Annotated in this window: 14 protein-coding genes; 4 read left to right on the forward strand and 10 right to left on the reverse strand. The window is 56.1% G+C overall.

Annotated features, from left to right (window positions below; genetic code table 11):
• Positions 1-55: 55 nt before the first annotated feature.
• The 3 genes from HII27_RS13530 to exbB form a co-directional block, all read right to left on the reverse strand.
• Positions 56-1,507, reverse strand: a complete 1,452-nt coding sequence (locus HII27_RS13530; RefSeq protein WP_185668361.1) for a methyl-accepting chemotaxis protein — start codon at positions 1,505-1,507, stop codon at positions 56-58.
• A gap of 231 nt (positions 1,508-1,738) precedes the next feature.
• A complete protein-coding gene (gene exbD / locus HII27_RS13535; protein WP_185668362.1) occupies positions 1,739-2,164 on the reverse strand; it encodes a TonB system transport protein ExbD in 426 nt (141 codons plus the stop codon).
• A 6-nt stretch (positions 2,165-2,170) separates the two neighbouring features.
• Positions 2,171-2,902: a tol-pal system-associated acyl-CoA thioesterase gene (gene exbB, locus HII27_RS13540; protein WP_185668363.1), complete on the reverse strand. Its 732-nt coding sequence runs from the start codon at positions 2,900-2,902 to the stop codon at positions 2,171-2,173.
• A gap of 251 nt (positions 2,903-3,153) precedes the next feature.
• On the opposite strand from exbB, the gene metC reads away from it, so the two are divergent.
• Positions 3,154-4,341: a cystathionine beta-lyase gene (metC, locus tag HII27_RS13545; protein WP_185668364.1), complete on the forward strand. Its 1,188-nt coding sequence runs from the start codon at positions 3,154-3,156 to the stop codon at positions 4,339-4,341.
• A 247-nt stretch (positions 4,342-4,588) separates the two neighbouring features.
• Positions 4,589-5,248 carry a DedA family general envelope maintenance protein YghB gene (yghB, locus tag HII27_RS13550; RefSeq protein WP_185668365.1) on the forward strand — a complete coding sequence of 220 codons (660 nt, stop codon included), beginning with the start codon at positions 4,589-4,591 and terminating at the stop codon, positions 5,246-5,248.
• An 89-nt stretch (positions 5,249-5,337) separates the two neighbouring features.
• Here the strand turns inward: yghB and HII27_RS13555 are convergent, their stop codons facing one another.
• Complete coding sequence (locus HII27_RS13555; RefSeq protein ID WP_185668366.1) at positions 5,338-6,231, reverse strand: AraC family transcriptional regulator; 894 nt, start codon at positions 6,229-6,231, stop codon at positions 5,338-5,340.
• 197 nt (positions 6,232-6,428) lie between these two features.
• On the opposite strand from HII27_RS13555, the gene yqhD reads away from it, so the two are divergent.
• Positions 6,429-7,592, forward strand: a complete 1,164-nt coding sequence (gene yqhD / locus HII27_RS13560; RefSeq protein ID WP_185668367.1) for an alcohol dehydrogenase — start codon at positions 6,429-6,431, stop codon at positions 7,590-7,592.
• 227 nt (positions 7,593-7,819) lie between these two features.
• Positions 7,820-8,647, forward strand: a complete 828-nt coding sequence (dkgA, locus tag HII27_RS13565; protein WP_185668368.1) for a 2,5-didehydrogluconate reductase DkgA — start codon at positions 7,820-7,822, stop codon at positions 8,645-8,647.
• Positions 8,648-8,763: 116 nt separating this feature from the next.
• Here dkgA and HII27_RS13570 read toward each other — a convergent pair whose 3' ends face one another.
• The 6 genes from HII27_RS13570 to HII27_RS13595 all read right to left on the reverse strand — a co-directional run bounded on the left by HII27_RS13570 (position 8,764) and on the right by HII27_RS13595 (position 17,207).
• Positions 8,764-10,935 carry a YgiQ family radical SAM protein gene (locus HII27_RS13570; RefSeq protein WP_185668369.1) on the reverse strand — a complete coding sequence of 724 codons (2,172 nt, stop codon included), beginning with the start codon at positions 10,933-10,935 and terminating at the stop codon, positions 8,764-8,766.
• Positions 10,936-11,069: 134 nt separating this feature from the next.
• A complete protein-coding gene (ftsP, locus tag HII27_RS13575; RefSeq protein WP_185668370.1) occupies positions 11,070-12,482 on the reverse strand; it encodes a cell division protein FtsP in 1,413 nt (470 codons plus the stop codon).
• Positions 12,483-12,580: 98 nt separating this feature from the next.
• Positions 12,581-13,318: a 1-acylglycerol-3-phosphate O-acyltransferase gene (gene plsC / locus HII27_RS13580; protein WP_185668371.1), complete on the reverse strand. Its 738-nt coding sequence runs from the start codon at positions 13,316-13,318 to the stop codon at positions 12,581-12,583.
• Between the two features lie 183 nt (positions 13,319-13,501).
• Positions 13,502-15,760, reverse strand: a complete 2,259-nt coding sequence (gene parC, locus HII27_RS13585) for a DNA topoisomerase IV subunit A (RefSeq protein ID WP_185668372.1) — start codon at positions 15,758-15,760, stop codon at positions 13,502-13,504.
• Positions 15,761-15,870: 110 nt separating this feature from the next.
• Complete coding sequence (locus HII27_RS13590) at positions 15,871-16,737, reverse strand: AraC family transcriptional regulator (RefSeq protein WP_185668373.1); 867 nt, start codon at positions 16,735-16,737, stop codon at positions 15,871-15,873.
• Positions 16,738-16,811: 74 nt separating this feature from the next.
• Positions 16,812-17,207 carry a YgiW/YdeI family stress tolerance OB fold protein gene (locus tag HII27_RS13595; RefSeq protein ID WP_185668374.1) on the reverse strand — a complete coding sequence of 132 codons (396 nt, stop codon included), beginning with the start codon at positions 17,205-17,207 and terminating at the stop codon, positions 16,812-16,814.
• Positions 17,208-17,352: the final 145 nt, after the last annotated feature.

Below are 17,352 nucleotides of genomic sequence, written 5' to 3' on the forward strand. Positions count from 1 at the left end.
GCGGAAGTTGTCACATAACTGGATGATTTATCATACCACTTTCATTTTTGTGACCTTACACCAGGCGGAAAACGGAAATTGCCGACTTCAATTCGCCGGTATGACGCTGCTGCTGATGCGCCACCTGAATAGTCTGGGCCACGTGCTGGATATTTTCCTGCACGCTGGCATCGATGGTGGCAATACTGCCTTTCATCTGTAGCACGCTGGTTTTCTGCTGGTCGCTCATTGAGAACAGCACATCGACGCAGGACTGCAGGCTGTCGATATTGCTGATAATCGACGCCATCGTTTTCCCCGCCCGTTCAACCTGCTCCGCCCCCTGATGGGTGCGCTCGACGGAGGTGGCAATCATCTGGCGGATATCGCGGGCCGCCTCTTCGCATCGCAGCGCCAGCGTACGCACTTCGGCAGCAACTACCGCAAAGCCTTTGCCGTGCGCCCCCGCCCGCGCCGCCTCAACGGAGGCGTTCAGCGAGAGAATATTGGTCTGGAAGGCAATACCGTCGATAAGCTCAAGAATGCCGTTGATTTTCAGCGATTCGTCGCGGATATGCGCCATTGACGCCATCGCCGAGCGAATATTCTCCCCGCCCTCCTGCGCTACGCCGCTTGCCTGCTCCGCCAGCGTCCGCGCTTCGCTGGCCTTCTCGCTGGTGAGCGACGCCGCCCCGGCGAGTTGTTCCATGGCGCAGGCGGTGACCGCTAGCGAACGCGCCTGGTTGTCCGTACGCTCAGAGAGCGCAGTGTTGCGCTGGAGTAGCGTTTGGGAGGCCTCCAGCAGTTCAGATACGTTGCCGCTAACCTGCTCAAGGGTATTTCGCATCGCATCCAACGTCAGGCTAAAGGTACGGGCAAACGGAGAGCGACTAGTTTTGCTATCACGCTCAAGCGTCAGGAAGCCCGACTCGCGGTTAATCACCGAGGCCAGTTTCGCCACTTCGCTGGCCGAGCGGGCATCCTGCTCCATCCGCACCGCCAGCAGCACCAGAAATATCGTCTGCGCGACCACATACAGCCCGTGCATCACCACCATTTCCAGCCCGGTATGCATGAATACGGTAATATTAAACAGGCCATATTCCTGTAAATAATTAAACACCAGATGATGTACGGCAATAACGGCCGCGCCCATAATTAATGGCCGCCAGTCTCGCCATGCCAGCAATGCGGAAAGCAGTACAAACACCGAGAAGTGGTATTCAGTTTCGCCGCCGCCCAGCTGAATAAGCAACGCGGAATAGGCCATCATAATAAAGGCGTAGACCAGTCGGGTAATTAATCTGCCGGGAAAAAGGAGCGTCATCAATGTGCCCAGCACCGAAAGCAGCGTAGCCGCCAGCAGCGCCAGGCTGAGGTTATCGTTCATCGCCCCGACTCCTAATGAAACGCCCCACATCACCCAGGCCAGCGCCATCAGCAGGCGGTCAGCTCTGCGGCGAATTGAGGATAAAGAGAACAGATCCTGAGACAGCCCGTTGGGCTGCCAAAACGTCATTATTGCCATGATATATTCCGCCCGCGCAGGTGTCATTTCACGTCATATTATTGTTAGCGTTCAGGATTAAGCGTAGAGGGGTTATTTCTTGCTAGCCACTATATTGTTAAAAATATATCGCTAGGATTAAGTTGTACTTAATTTTATTTAACAGCGAGTTGGAATATATAAGACTTAAGGGAAATATTATATTACTGGGGGAATAATAACGAATGGCGCAGAACGCGCCATCCGGGATGCTTATTTTTTCGCGACGGTTTCTTCGCCAACGAGGCCAATCTTCAGATAGCCCGCCTGGTGCAGGGTATCCATGACCTTCATCATCGTTTCGTAGTCGACGGTTTTATCCGCGCGGAAGAAGATGGTGGTATCTTTCTTGCCTTCCGTAAGCGTATCAATCGCCGTCACCATATTATCGTCGGTGACCGGGTCATTGCCGAGGAACATCGATTTGTCCGCTTTCACCGACAGATAGACCGGTTTATCCGGGCGAGGCTGCGGTTGGCTGGACGAAGCTGGCAGATTCACTTTGACATCGACGGTCGCCAGCGGCGCGGCAACCATAAAGATAATCAGCAGTACCAACATGACATCGATAAACGGCGTCACGTTGATATCATGCATTTCGCCATTATCGTCCAGATTTTCATTAAGACGCATTGCCATGGGGCATTAACCTACTCGTAATTTCTGGGCGGTACGCACCGGATGAACGCCGCTGGCGCTGAGGTCCAGGTCACGGCTTTGCAGCAGCAGAACCTGCGCCGCAACGTCGCTCAGGTTGGCTTTAAAGCCGCCAATCAGACGCGCAAAGATGTTATAGATGACCACCGCAGGAATCGCGGCGAACAGGCCAATCGCGGTCGCCAACAGCGCTTCTGCGATACCCGGCGCCACAACCGCCAGGTTAGTGGTCTGGGTCTGGGCGATGCCGATGAAGCTGTTCATGATACCCCATACGGTACCAAACAGACCGACGAACGGGGAGATAGCACCGATGGTTGCCAGGAAGCCGTTACCACGACCCATATGACGACCCACGGCCGCCACACGACGTTCCAGGCGGAAGCCGGTACGTTCTTTAATGCCTTCGTTATCTTCCGAACCCGCAGAGAGCTCCAGCTCGTTCTCAGCTTCGTTGATTAACTGCGTGCTCAGGCTGCGGGCATCGAATGCAGCCGCAATTTCATTCGCCTGATTCAGGGAACGCGCTTCGCCTAACAGTTTCTGTTCGCGCTTGAGGCGGCGCTTATGGGAAAGAAGCTCAGCCCCCTTGCTGAAGAAAATAGCCCAGGTGACGACGGATGCCAGTATCAAGCCAATCATGACCACTTTAACCACGATGTCGGCATGATGATACATACCCCAAACGGAGAGATCCGCCTGCATCAAATTATTACCCACTGTGTATCTCCAGGACATAAATCACAAATTCTGAGCACAATAATATCAAAACATCGTCGAATTGATAGTAGTTCTCATTAGTATTTACATATTGACCCAAATCACACTTATTTTCCTTGCGCTTACGCAGTAAAAAAGTTTTCAGCCGGTTTTTTGGCAAAATTTTCTGCTGTTCGCGCAGGTAACGGTAGATCCCACGCGCAATCGTGTTAATTTAGCCATCCAGACGTATAAAAATAGGCAGATAAAAAATGGCAGACAAGCACCTCGATACCGCGCTGGTTAACGCCGGACGCAGCAAAAAATACACTCAGGGATCGGTGAACAGCGTCATTCAGCGCGCCTCCTCGCTGGTGTTCGACACCGTCGCCGCCAAAAAACATGCGACCCACAACCGCGCTAACGGCGAACTGTTCTACGGCCGTCGCGGCACCCTCACCCACTTCTCATTGCAGGAAGCGATGTGTGAGCTGGAAGGCGGCGCTGGCTGCGCGCTTTTCCCATGCGGCGCGGCAGCGGTCGCCAACACCATTCTGGCGTTTGTGGAACAGGGCGATAACGTGCTGATGACCAACACCGCCTATGAGCCAAGCCAGGACTTCTGCACCAAAATTCTCGGTAAGCTGGGCGTCACCACCAGTTGGTTCGACCCGATGATCGGCGAAGGGATTGCCGCGTTGATCAAGCCCAACACCAAAATTGTGTTCCTGGAATCCCCTGGTTCTATCACCATGGAAGTGCATGATATTCCTGCCATCGTTGCCGCCGTGCGCCGCGTTGCGCCTGAAGCGATCATCATGATCGACAATACCTGGGCGGCGGGGGTTCTGTTTAAAGCGCTCGATTTCGGTATCGATATTTCTATTCAGGCTGGCACCAAATACCTGATTGGCCATTCGGATGCGATGGTCGGTACTGCGGTATCTAACGAACGCTGCTGGGCGCAACTGCGCGAAAACGCCTACCTGATGGGCCAGATGCTCGACGCCGATACCGCTTATATGACCAGCCGTGGCCTGCGTACGCTGGGCGTGCGTTTACGTCAGCATCATGAAAGCAGCCTGAAGGTTGCCAAATGGTTGGCACAGCAACCGCAGGTTGAGCGCGTTAACCACCCTGCACTGCCGGGCAGTAAAGGGCATGAATTCTGGAAGCGTGATTTTACCGGCAGCAGTGGCCTGTTCTCGTTTGTGCTCAAAAAACACCTCAATGATGAAGAGCTGGCAAACTATCTCGATAACTTCTCGCTGTTCAGCATGGCCTACTCCTGGGGTGGATTTGAGTCGCTGATTCTGGCGAATCAGCCGTCCGAACTCGCCAGCATTCGTCCGGAAGGAAAAATCGATTTCACCGGTACGCTGGTACGCGTCCACATCGGTTTAGAAAACGTTGACGATCTGATTGCGGATTTAGCGGCAGGATTTGCCCGCATCGTGTAACATGGCCTCAGCCCGGTAGCCCAGGCTATCGGGTGGGTTAGTACTGTTTTTGATGCGTCGGTCAGGCGCGTCATCGATGTTGAGAACAGTCGGTCCCCGAAGTGATTTACCACCGTCGGCGTAAACCGTTTCCGCGTTGTTGTCAGTAAATCAGGACAGCGCGGCTTCATTTGTTGCGCACGCGATCAAGGTGTTCTTAATCTTTCGGGCGTACAATAAGCGAAAACGCTGTTCCACAGGAATGTTCATGGTCGTTATTCAAGATATTGTCGCCGCGCTTTGGCAGCACGATTTTGCTGCTCTGGCGAATCCGCACGTCGTGGGGGTCGTTTATCTGGTCATGTTTGCCACACTGTTTCTGGAAAATGGCCTGCTCCCCGCTTCATTCTTACCCGGCGATAGCCTTCTGCTATTGGCGGGCGCGCTCATTGCAAAGGGCGTGATGGGCTACGTCCCTACCATTGCCATTCTGACCGCGGCCGCCAGCCTCGGCTGCTGGCTGAGCTATATTCAGGGTCGTTGGTTGGGTAATACCCGCGTGGTGAAAGGTTGGCTGGCGCAGTTGCCGGATAAGTACCACCAGCGCGCAACCTGTATGTTTGACCGCCACGGTCTGCTAGCGCTGCTGGCGGGGCGTTTCCTGGCGTTTGTGCGTACCCTGCTGCCAACGATGGCGGGTATCTCCGGCCTGTCGAATCGCCGTTTCCAGGTGTTTAACTGGCTGAGCGCGCTGCTGTGGGTAGGCGTGGTGACGAGCTTAGGCTATGCCATTAGCATGATCCCGTTTGTAAAACGTCATGAAGATCAGGTAATGACTTTCCTGATGATCCTGCCAATCTTCCTGCTGGTTGCCGGGCTTCTGGGCACGGTGATAGTGGTGATTAAGAAGAAGTATTGCGACGCATAATATTTCGTAGCCCGGCCGAGCAACGCGACGCCGGGAATGGCCTCCAGGCTACCCCGGGGTCGGCGTAAACGCCTCGCCCGAGCTACAAATTACATTCCCCGCAGCCTTGCCGCATCCTCTCCCGGCGTCATGCCGAAATAGCGCTTAAACTCCCGGCTAAACTGCGACGCGCTTTCGTATCCCACCTGCATCGCCGCGGCGCTGGCCTTCAGCCCATCGTGCACCATCATCATCCGCGCTTTATGCAAACGGTAGGTCTTCAGATACTGTAGCGGCGAGGTGCTGGTCACCGACTTAAAGTTGTGGTGAAACGCCGACAGACTCATATTGGCCTCGGCAGCGAGCTGATCCACGCTGAGCGTTTCGGTGTACTGACTCTCGATACGCTTGAGCACCCGACTAATCTGGCTGAAATGAGTCTGGCGGCTAACCAGCGCCATTAATGCACCGCCTCGCGGCCCGGTCAGCACGTGGTAGAGCATCTCACGGATAATCTGTTTCCCCAGAATGCGGGCGTCCAGCGGGCGCTCCATCACGTCCAGAAGGCGTTCCGAGGCGCAGAGAATCTCTTCGGAGAGCGTGGCCGAGTTAATCCCGCTTTCCGCCATCGACGATGGGTGGAACAGAGGGTCTTCGCCGATATCCATCAGCAGCTCCTGTAGCTGCAGAATATCAACATCCAGGCGTAATCCGGCCAGCGGCGCGTCCTCGGTCGCAAAAGTTTCACATTCGAAGGGTAAAGGTACTGTCAGCAGCAGATATTCGTTGGCATCGTAACGGAAGGTGCGCTCGTTGATATAGCCAATCTTATAGCCGGAAAAGAGAAACACGATGCCCGGGCGATACATCACCGGCGTGCGCCCGTTTGGCTGAGTACCATAGATAAGCTGAATATCCGGCAGCAAGGTTCTCAGGTTTTGTTCGTTATTTTTCAGCTGCTTAATCTTTTCTGTCAGCAGCGCACAGATCTCTTCACGGTTCATCAACAAGGGCTCCAGGTACCTTTTCCAACGCTGTCATTGTGGCTTTGTTTAACGTATTTCTCCAGAGCTATGGAGAAATGGGCAAGACAATCGCAGAAATGTGCATTGAGAGGTACGACGACGAAGACCACAATGATGTCATTCGGCGATGACCCCTCACCGCCCTTTTTTTCCACCCACACTATAGGGAACGAGCAATGTTTAATTTTGATCTTCATACCCCAACCCGCATTCTGTTCGGTAAAGGTGCTATCGAAAACCTGCGCGCTCAGATCCCCGCTGACGCTCGCGTACTGATTACCTACGGCGGCGGCAGCGTGAAAAAAACCGGCGTGCTGGACCAGGTGCTGAGCGCACTGCAAGGTCTGGACGTGCTGGAGTTCGGCGGTATTGAGCCAAACCCATCTTATGAAACGCTGATGAACGCGGTGAAAATCGCCCACGAAGAGAAAGTCACCTTCCTGCTGGCCGTTGGCGGCGGTTCCGTACTGGACGGCACCAAGTTTATCGCTGCCGCCGCACACTACGATACCAGCATCGACCCGTGGGAAATTCTGGAAACCTACGGCAGTAACGTCACCAGCGCTATCCCAATGGGTTCCGTACTGACGCTGCCTGCGACCGGTTCCGAGTCCAACAAAGGTGCCGTTATCTCCCGTAAAACCACCGGTGACAAACGCGCCTTTATGTCCCCACACGTTCAGCCGCTGTTTGCAATTCTGGATCCGGTTTACACCTACACCCTGCCGCCGCGTCAGGTTGCTAACGGCGTTGTGGATGCATTCGTTCACACCGTAGAGCAGTACGTCACCTACCCGGTTGACGGCAAAATTCAGGACCGCTTCGCGGAAGGCATTCTGCTGACGCTGGTTGAAGATGGCCCGAAAGCGCTGCAGGAGCCGGAAAACTACGCCGTTCGTGCCAACATCATGTGGGCAGCAACTCAGGCGCTGAACGGCCTGATTGGTGCGGGCGTGCCGCAGGACTGGGCAACTCATATGCTGGGCCACGAACTGACCGCAATGCACGGTTTGGATCACGCACAAACGCTGGCTATCGTGCTGCCTGCTCTGTGGAATGAAAAACGTGATACCAAACGCGCCAAACTGCTGCAGTACGCAGAACGCGTCTGGAACATTACCGAAGGTTCTGACGATGCGCGCATCGATGCCGCTATCGCCGCGACCCGCAGCTTCTTCGAACAAATGGGCGTGCCAACTCGCCTGTCCGACTACGGTCTGGACGGCAGCTCTATCCCTGCGCTGCTGAAAAAACTCGAAGAACACGGTATGACCAAACTGGGTGAAAATCAGGATATTACCCTGGACGTGAGCCGCCGTATTTACGAAGCGGCACGCTAAGAGCCCTCCGTTTCTTGCGCTAAGGATTTCGAGCTGCAGAAAGGCGTCAAGACAGCGAATCCCCAGGAGCTTACATCAGTAAGTGACTGGGGTGAGCTGGCGCAGACAACGCATCTGCGGCTTGAAAGACGACGAGCAAGCTTTCGTTTTTGCATATTTCGACCAGACTTAATCCTACAAACCTTATCGGGGCATTGCCCCGATAAGCTCGTAAAAAGGAGAAATGCATGACACATCCAACCGTGATTAAACTGCACGATGGCAATGTAATGCCGCAGCTCGGCCTCGGGGTATGGCAGGCCACGAATGAGGAAGTCGTCACCGCGATTCATAAAGCGCTCGAGGTGGGCTACCGTTCCATTGATACCGCCGCCGCTTATAAAAATGAGTCGGGAGTCGGTAAAGCGATTAAGAGCGCGGGCGTTGCTCGTGAGGATCTGTTCATCACCACCAAGCTGTGGAATGACTCCCATCTCCGCGCGGCGGATGCCCTACAGGAGAGCCTGGAGCACCTGCAGCTAGACTATCTCGACCTGTATCTGATTCACTGGCCGGTTCCCGCAACCGATCACTATATCGATGCGTGGAAGAGCCTGATTGAACTGCAAAAACAGGGGCTGATTAAGAGCATCGGCGTGTGTAACTTCCAGGTGCCTCACCTGCAGCGACTGATTGATGAAACCGGCGTCGCACCGGTCATCAACCAGATTGAGCTGCATCCGCTGATGCAGCAGCGTCAGCTGAACGCCTGGAACGCCACACATAAAATCCAGACCGAGTCCTGGAGCCCGCTGGCACAGGGTGGTGAAGGGGTGTTTGACCAGAAAATTATCCGTGCTCTGGCGGATAAATACGGTAAGACGCCAGCGCAAATCGTGATTCGCTGGCACCTCGACAGCGGCCTGGTGGTGATCCCGAAATCGGTCACGCCGTCGCGCATTGCCGAAAACTTTGCCGTCTGGGACTTCCGCCTGGATAAAGATGAGCTGAGCGAGATTGCGAAGCTGGATCAGGGTAAGCGTTTAGGCCCGGATCCGGACCAGTTTGGCGGTTAAGTGAAGCAGTATGAATGTCAAAAGCCCGGCGAATCGCCGGGCTTTTTTATGGCTTAAGTGCTGTCCCGGCGTCGCTGCGCTCGGCCGGGCTACCACCCAATGTAGCCCTGTTAAATTCAGCGGGACGCGGGTTTAGGACGCTTTTTGATGCCGTTTGGCGTCTGACGCTGGTGCGCCACCGGCGTGTGCTTGGTCAGCGCCGGGCGGGTGTTGCGGTTCTGACGACGCGCTTCGCGCATCTCATCCAGCGTTGGTGCAGGCACCAGGCAGTCACGACGGCTGCCGATCAGATGTTTTTTACCCATCGTCTCCAGCGCCGTACGGATCAGCGGCCAGTTAGCCGGATCGTGATAGCGCAGCAGCGCTTTGTGCAGACGACGCTGCTTATCGCCTTTCGGGATCACCACATCTTCACTCTTATAGCCAATTTTACCCAGCGGGTTCTTGCCGGTGTAATACATGGTGGTCGAGTTCGCCAGCGGCGACGGATAGAAGTTCTGCACCTGGTCCAGACGGAAACGGTGCTGTTTCAGCCACAGCGCCAGGTTCACCATATCTTCATCGCGCGTGCCTGGGTGGGCGGAGATAAAGTACGGAATCAGATACTGCTCTTTACCGGCCTGCTTCGAATAGGTGTCGAACAGCTCTTTAAAGCGGTGATAGCTGCCCATCCCCGGCTTCATCATCTTCGACAGCGGCCCTTCTTCAGTGTGTTCAGGCGCAATCTTCAGATAGCCGCCCACGTGGTGGGTTGCCAGCTCTTTGATATAGCGCGGGTCTTCCACCGCCAGGTCGTAACGGACGCCGGAGGCAATCAGGATCTTCTTGATACCTTTCAGGTCGCGGGCGCGGCGATAGAGGTTAATCGTCGGCGTGTGGTCGGTATCCATATGCGGGCAGATTTCCGGGTACACGCAGGAGAGACGACGGCAGGTCTGCTCGGCACGCGGCGACTTACAGCGCAGCATGTACATGTTGGCCGTAGGGCCACCCAGGTCAGAGATAATGCCGGTAAAGCCCGGTACCGTGTCACGAATGGCTTCGATTTCGTTGATGATCGAGTCTTCGGAGCGGCTTTGAATAATACGACCTTCGTGCTCGGTGATAGAGCAGAAGGAACAGCCGCCGAAGCAGCCGCGCATGATATTGATAGAGAAACGAATCATCTCATACGCCGGGATACGCGCCTTGCCGTATGACGGGTGCGGGATACGCTGGTACGGCAGCGCGAACACGCTGTCCATCTCTTCGGTGGAGAGCGGGATCGCTGGCGGGTTAATCCAGATATAGCGGTCGCCCTGCTTCTGCATCAGCGCACGGGCGCTGCCCGGGTTGGTTTCATGGTGCAGAATACGGGAAGCGTGGGCATACAGCACCTTGTCGCCTTTGACCTTTTCAAAGGACGGCAGCAAGACGTAGGTTTTATCCCACGGCTTAGGGCGCGGCGGCTGTACGGTAACGACTTTGGCTTCCTGCTTTTTCGGTGCCACCGGTTTGTTATCGGCACACGGCAAGTCTTCACCATACGGATGCGGAATCGGGTCGATTTTCCCCGGGGTGTCGATGCGGGTTGAGTCGACGCCAGACCAGCCCGGCAGCGCTTCTTTGACGATGATGGCGGTGTTACGCACGTCGCGGATCTGCGCGATTGGCTCGCCTGCCGCCAAACGGTGCGCCACTTCAACCAGCGGACGCTCGCCGTTACCGAACATCAGCATGTCGGCCTTGGCGTCAATCAGCACCGAGCGGCGCACGGTATCGGACCAATAGTCATAGTGCGCGGTACGACGCAGGCTGGCTTCGATGCCACCGAGGATAACCGGCACATCTTTCCACGCTTCTTTACAGCGCTGGGTATAAACCAGCGTCGCGCGGTCAGGGCGTTTGCCCGCGACGTTGTCTGGGGTATAGGCATCGTCATGGCGCAGCTTGCGGTCTGCGGTATAACGGTTGATCATCGAGTCCATGTTACCGGCGGTGACGCCGAAGAACAGGTTCGGTTTTCCCAGACGCATAAAGTCGTCTTTGCTGTTCCAGTCAGGCTGGGCAATGATCCCCACGCGGAAGCCCTGTGCTTCCAGCATACGACCACAAATCGCCATCCCGAAGCTCGGGTGGTCAACATAGGCGTCGCCGGTGACCAGAATGATGTCGCAGCTATCCCAGCCAAGTTGATCCATCTCTTCACGTGACATTGGCAAAAACGGAGCCGGCCCAAAGCAGGCGGCCCAGTACTGCGGCCAGGAGAAAAGGTCGCGATCCGGTTGGATCAGGGAGATAGCGCTCATATTGCTTCCGAAAAAAATTGGCAAAAAAATAGACAAAGGCCGGGGATTATAAGCCCGTTCGCCTTACTAATGAAGTGGGAATTTTTAGCGCGGTTTGTGCCCCGGCGTCGCTGTGCTCGGCCGGGGGTTCTTGATTACGGCGCCGGGTTCACCAGAATCTGTCCGATAGAACCACGGTCGGCAAGCTCCAGCGTTTGGCTGGAGAACTGGAACGGGAAGTGCGGCCATGACGGCTGTGAGTAATAGACCAGCAGCTCAACCTGACCGTCAATCCAGACCGTATCTTTCCAGCCCCGATCTTCCGGCAGCGGCGTCGCACCGTTGACGTTGCGAACCTGGAACATCACCCCTTCAATATGGAACGACTGCGGCGCATCGGCACGAACCGTCCAGCGCTCCCAGGTGCCCTGTTGCGCGGTGATATCAATGCGCTGCGGGTCCCACAGCTGGCCGTTGATACCCGGATCGTCGCCGAGCAGAATGTCGCGGCTGCGAATCGGCGTGCCGCTCAGCACTTCCGTTGGCAGTATGCGCATCGGTAAGTTATCGGTCACTAACGGCAGCAGCCCCGTTGGGCGCAGGGTCAGCACCAGCGTGGAGATCAAAATGCTCGATGGTTCGAAGAAGCCGCGAATACGCTCCATGATGCTGGCGGACTCACCGCAGGTCATCGACACTTCATCGCCGTTGGTCATATCCACCAGCACTTCGCGACGCTCACCCGGCGCCAGCGAGATTTGCGTGGTGGAGACCGGCGCAGGCAGGAAGCCCTGATCGCTGGAAATCACGTGCAGCGCGCGGCCATCGCTCATCCGCAGCGAGTAACGGCGAGAGTTAGAGGCGTTCAGCAGGCGCAGACGCACCCAGCCGCGCGATACTTCAACATAGGGCCCCTGGACACCGTTGACCAGCAGCGTATCGCCAACAAAGCCACCGCTGCCCGGTTCGTCGTATACCGGCGCGCCAAAGTTATCCAGACGCTTATCCTGGATAATGACCGGGAAGTCGTCGACGCCGTAGTGGTTAGGGAATGGTAAGGACTTACTAACTTCATCCTCAACCAGCCACATTCCCGCCAGGCCGTTATATACCTGCTGGGCCATGTGGTTTGGCGTATTGGCCTGATACCACAGCGTTGACGCGTTCTGGCGAATAGGCAGCACCGGCGCCCAGTCGGCGTTTGGCGTCATCATGCGCGCCGCGCCGCCAATCAACGGCCCCGGCACCTGCAAACCGCGCACGGTCATGGCGACGTTTTCCGTCAGACGGTTGCTGTAGATGAGTTTGACATCGTCACCCTTCCAGACGCGGATCGTCGGCCCAAGATAGCGGCCGTTGACGCCCCAGACGGAGGCGCGCGTGCCCTGGGTAAACGACCAGTGCGCACGCTGCAGCGTTAAGAATAGCGGTTGCCCACGGCGAGACTCCAGCAGAGGAGGCACCGGCAATGCGGGTTGCTTCCCTGCGGCCTGTGCCCTCAGCGGCACGGTGCCGGCACAAAGCGCAACGCCCGAAGCCTGAATAAACTGACGCCGACTGAGTGACATATAAGCTCCATCAAAACTGACAAATCAAACGCGGGAAATCATTTTCCCAACAGCAATACAGCCGCGACGCGGGCATTCACCCACGCCGTCAGCAGAAATTACGCTTTACCCGCAGACTCACGCTGGGCCACTTCCTGGTCCAGTTCGTCTATTTTGGCCTTCATGACTTCACGGCAGTGTTTTGCCAGGTCGCGAACCTGATCTTTACCCCACGCGCTGGTGTCGATAGGCTCCAGCATTTCCACAATCACCAGACCATTATTCCAGCGGTTGAGTTTAATCTTATTGGAAGTATTCGACACACACACCGGGATAATTGGCACACCGGCGGCGATAGCCGCGTGAAACGCACCGGTTTTAAACGGCAGCAGGCCACGGCCGCGGCTGCGGGTACCTTCCGGGAACATCCAGATGGAAATTCTGCGTTTCTTAAAGGCATCTGCCACTTCGGCAATGGTACTGTGCGCTTTCGCTCGGTTGTTACGGTCGATCAGCAGGTTGCCGGTCAGCCAGTACAGCAGACCAAAGAACGGCACCCACACCAGGCTCTTTTTACCGACCGTCACGGTTGGCGGCTGAACGATATTCGCCGCTGTCACCATATCGTAGTTGTTCTGGTGGTTGGCGATATAAATCGCGTTGCCATAGCGCTCCGCGTCAGCCGGTTTGCGGGTTTCAACCTTTAAACCGAACACCGGCGCCATACGGCCAAACATATGGCCAAAGGTGGCGACGTGTTTTGGGTTACGCGGACTGAACAGGCAATAGATGCAGCCAAAGATGCATACCAGGATGCAATAAATGACGACAATAATGACACGTAAAATAAATAGCATAGCGTCCTCTGAACCCTGAACCACTTAGAATGATACCGATCAGACGGGTGCTGACAGGATATATAGACCGGACAGGGCTTTGTTACTTGCAGACCCCTGCAAAGGGGTATTGTTAATCGCAACGGCTGAATTAACAACGGTTTCACGGTAATTTTTCCCCCGCCTGACGACGGGGGAAATATATTACTCTTCGCTGTCACCCGCCGAGGCGCGCTGCGGTGAATCAATCTCAACGCGATCGATTTTTTGCAGGCCGCGCATCAGGGTGCCGCGACGACCGCGTTCACCCGTCACTTTTTGCAGCTCTTCCGGGCGCAGTTTGATCTTACGTTTGCCCACGTGGAAGGTCAGCGTGCTCTGCGGTGGCAGTACGTAAAGGTGCGCCAGGCTATCGACACCGCTGGCGGCTTCCGCTGCCGGGATGTTGATAATCTTGTTGCCCTTACCTTTCGACAGCTGCGGTAGATCGCTCAGCGGGAACATCAGCATGCGGCCTGCGGAGGTGATCGCCAGCAGCATGTCGCTCTCGTCTTCAATCACCACAGGCGGCATCACGTGTGCGTTATCCGGCAGTGAAATCAGCGCCTTACCGGCACGGTTACGTGCGACCAGGTCGTTGAAGGTACACAGGAAACCGTAGCCCGCGTCGGAAGCCATCAGCAGCTTGGTATCGTCGCCTTCCATCAGCATGTGCTCGACGGTCGCACCCGGCGGCAGCGTCAGCTTGCCGGTCAGCGGCTCGCCCTGCCCACGGGCAGACGGCAGCGTAATCGGGTCGATGGCGTAGCTGCGGCCGGTGGTATCGACAAACACCACCGGTTGGTTGCTCTTGCCTTTCACCGACGATTTCCAGCTATCGCCGGACTTATAGTTCAGCCCCTGAGCGTCAATGTCATGGCCTTTCGCGCTACGTACCCAGCCCATCTGCGACAGCACGATGGTCACCGGTTCGGACGGCAGCATGTCATGGTCGCTCATCGCTTTCGCTTCTTCGCGCTCGCGCAGCGGAGAACGACGATCGTCGCCAAAGGCTTCGGCATCGGCCTGCAGCTCTTTCTTCAGCAGGTTACTCATCTTGCGTTCGGACGCCAGGATCGCCTGCAGATGATCGCGCTCTTTAGCTAAATCATCCTGCTCGCCGCGGATCTTCATCTCTTCGAGCTTCGCCAGGTGGCGCAATTTCAGCTCGAGGATCGCTTCCGCCTGGGTTTCGCTAATGCCAAAGCGCGACATCAGCGCCGGCTTCGGCTCATCTTCGTGACGGATTATCTCGATCACTTCATCGATGTTGAGGAACGCCACCAGCAAACCTTCGAGGATATGCAGGCGTTTAAGCACTTTCTCGAGGCGGTAGTTCAGGCGACGACGGACGGTGTCGCGGCGGAACGCCAGCCATTCGGTGAGGATCTCCAGCAGGTTTTTCACCGCCGGACGACCATCCAGCCCGATCATGTTCAGGTTGATGCGGTAGCTCTTTTCCAGATCGGTGGTGGCGAACAGGTGGTTCATCACCTGATCCATATCCACGCGGTTGGAACGCGGCACGATAACCAGACGGGTCGGGTTCTCGTGGTCGGATTCGTCGCGCAGGTCATCGACCATCGGCAGCTTTTTGTTACGCATCTGGGCCGCGATCTGTTCCAGTACTTTGGCGCCGGAAACCTGATGCGGCAGCGCGGTAATCACTACCGCACCGTCTTCTTTATTCCACACCGCGCGCATGCGCACGGAACCACGGCCGTTCTGGTAAATTTTGCGGATTTCCGCGCGCGAGGTGATGATTTCCGCCTCGGTCGGGTAGTCCGGGCCCTGAACGATATCCAGCACCTCGTCGAGCGTGGTCTGCGGTTTTTCAATCAGGGTAATCGCAGCTTTTGCCACTTCGCGCAGGTTGTGCGGCGGAATGTCCGTCGCCATACCGACGGCAATGCCGGTGGTGCCGTTCAGCAGGATGTTAGGCAGGCGCGCAGGCAGCATTTTCGGCTCCTGCATGGTGCCGTCAAAGTTCGGCACCCAATCAGCCGTGCCCTGCCCCAGCTCGCTTAATAGCAGCTCGGAATATTTCGACAGGCGGGATTCAGTATAACGCATCGCTGCGAACGATTTCGGATCGTCCGGTGCCCCCCAGTTCCCCTGGCCATCGACCAGCGGGTAACGATAGGAGAACGGCTGCGCCATCAGCACCATCGCTTCGTAACAGGCGATATCGCCGTGCGGATGGTACTTACCCAGTACGTCACCGACGGTACGGGCGGATTTTTTAAATTTTGCGGTGGCGTTCAACCCCAGTTCCGACATTGCGTAAACAATGCGGCGCTGCACCGGTTTCAGGCCATCGCCAATAAACGGCAACGCGCGATCCATGATGACGTACATGGAGTAGTTTAAGTAGGCGTTTTCCGTAAATTCATGTAGCGCAAGGCGCTCTGCCATATCGCTCATTAACAGTGGATCCTCAATCTGCATGCTGACCGTTCGGACGGCAATATTGCCGCAGATAATACCCTATCTCACGGTCTGAGTCACAAACCGTGAGATAGGTTGGGAGCGGGTTAACGAAGCGGTAAATAAATATCCGTCAGCAGCGCATGTTCCGGCACCTCATGGACAAAGTTGAGGTACTGGAAAAAGACCGGGAAGTCGCGTGGCGTCTCGCCGCTGCCCGGCAGCCACTCGCGAAACAGAGCCCAGACGCTATCAGACAGCGAATCCAGCGAGCCCTGATGACGTAAGACCGCGCAGCGCCCGCCGGGAATCTCAGCGTTGACCACGCCAAACGCGTTCTCCGGTATCGGTCCAGACACGCTGCCGCAGATATCAAAGCGAAACTGCTCCGGTGGCGTGGTCTGCGGGTCATGCCAGGCAATGCCGTAGGTCTGGCTGCTCGCCACCGGCGAAAGCCCGGTGCTGCGTCGCCACTCAATAAAGGTTGCCGCGCTGTCGTTCACCCGATCCGGATGCCCTTGATGGGTCAACATGGCGACGTTGGTTTGCGGAAATTCAACGATTTTCACGTCCATTACGTGCTGCTCCTGTAAAGCCAGTTTAGGAACGCGCTGGTGCCAGGCCGCCCAGTCCGGGGTTTGTCGGAACTGGCGTGGGCTTTGGCCAAACGCGGTTTTAAAGGCACGAGTGAACGACTCCGGGTTCTGAAACCCGGCATCCAGCGCAATATCGATAACCTTATCCTGCGGGTTAAACGCCAGCCGCCACGAGGCGCGGCGCAGGCGTAACCACTGGATATAGCGATACAGCGGCAGGCCGCTCCAGGCGGTAAATTGCCGATGGAAATGAAAGGGCGAACTGTGCGCCATCCGGCTTAACGCCTCGAGCGAGAGAGGCTCATCCAGATGACGCTCAATGTGGTCGCAAACGCGCCGCAGGCGTTCGGAATAAGCCGCGCTTAATAAGTCACTCATCACTGCCTCCTTGCGGGACATTCTGCCCACCTGGCCGCAGTGAATCCTGACCGATCTTGCGCAGTCTTAAGGGATTATGGATTCACTTTGCGGATCTGCTTCACGTCGATTTCAACGGAGTTCCAGTCTTTATCCACTTCGCCCTGGATTTCAACCACATCCTGCGGGGTGATGGTCTGGCCGTTCCAGCGCTTGTGATCAATATCCACATTCACGGTGCCGCTGGCATCTTTAAAAATATACAGATCGTCGGATACGCGCTCAATGATGTTGCCACGCAGTGTTACCCAGGTGTCATCACGCATGGTTTTGGCGTTCGCCGCGGTAGTCACGGTGCCGTTAGGGCCAACGAAGCCGCCGGTTTGCGTCGTCGTGGTGGTAGACGGGCCGGAAAATCCGCCCTGAGTGGCGGCAAATGCTGGTGCAGAAGCCAGAGCCAGGATAGCGGCGATAGCAGCAAGTTTCTTCATGATTTGTTCTCCCTTTTGTGGTGTATGAGCACTATTACACCCGCCATTTCTTAACAACTTCTTAAGGCAAAAAAAGATTTATTATTGCTGTACATAGGCAGTACAGGCGCGCTTTACTTGGTAGACAGAGCAGCAGGCAAGGAGC

Source organism: Kluyvera sichuanensis (assembly GCF_014218705.1).
GTDB lineage: Bacteria > Pseudomonadota > Gammaproteobacteria > Enterobacterales > Enterobacteriaceae > Kluyvera > Kluyvera sichuanensis.